The organism is Vibrio sp. 1727 (assembly GCF_033344415.1).
In the GTDB taxonomy this organism is placed as follows: Bacteria; Pseudomonadota; Gammaproteobacteria; order Enterobacterales; family Vibrionaceae; genus Vibrio; species Vibrio alginolyticus.
In genome coordinates this window covers 1-683 of the sequence record NZ_JAWPOT010000296.1, presented here as the reverse complement: position 1 = coordinate 683, position 683 = coordinate 1, and the positions used below count along the sequence as shown (strand labels likewise).

At 45.2% G+C, this 683-nt stretch carries 1 protein-coding gene; it reads right to left on the bottom strand.

From position 1 onward, the window contains the following. Window positions 1-577, bottom strand: a 577-nt coding sequence (gene tssG, locus R8O10_RS25340; protein WP_318191973.1) for a type VI secretion system baseplate subunit TssG, incomplete at its 3' end; no start/stop codon positions are given. Window positions 578-683 lie beyond the last annotated feature (106 nt).

Sequence of the window (683 nt, the reverse complement as noted above, 5' to 3'; positions counted from 1 at the left end):
TACCTGAAATTAGCTTAGGAGAACGTGTACGTGTCGACAGTTGATTAACGTAAGACAGGACTTTTGCGCGGTCTAACTCTGCAACACGACAATCTTGCATAACACCTGATAAACCAGCTAAGTGCAGCATCCGTCCAGAAAAAGCGTCTGTCGCACCACTTTGGTACTGTACATGATAACGGTACTTCTTCCAGACACGATAGAGCAAACTGGTGTAGCGATTATGGAAGAAATCAAAGAAATCTTTTACCGGGTTGTCATCAGGTTCACGCCCAGTAAGTTTCTCCGTATAAGAGGCAGGCAATGGAGAGCTCGAACCATGCAAACCAAGGAAGTTCGTTTCGACTCGTGAATACTGCTGCCCACTTCGTTCCATATGAACGATAAATTCCATATCACTCTTAGGGAAGCATAGATTAGGCGACACGCTGAACTCAATTCGCTCTTGATGGAAGTATTTGTTCTCGCCCACGGCAACAAAATTTGAGTTTGGCTCCAGCTGGTAGTGTTTCTCTAACAGCAACACCGCTTGGTAGAAACTAAACTCATTCGACTTATCAGAAAGTGTGTTAATCATAGTATCGTCTGCTGCCCGATTAGGCTTGCCCAGTTGTAAACCTCGCCCGTCGCTTCATCGAACACCTCTAGTTCGGTAAAGGAGTTCACACTCGAATACAAACGGA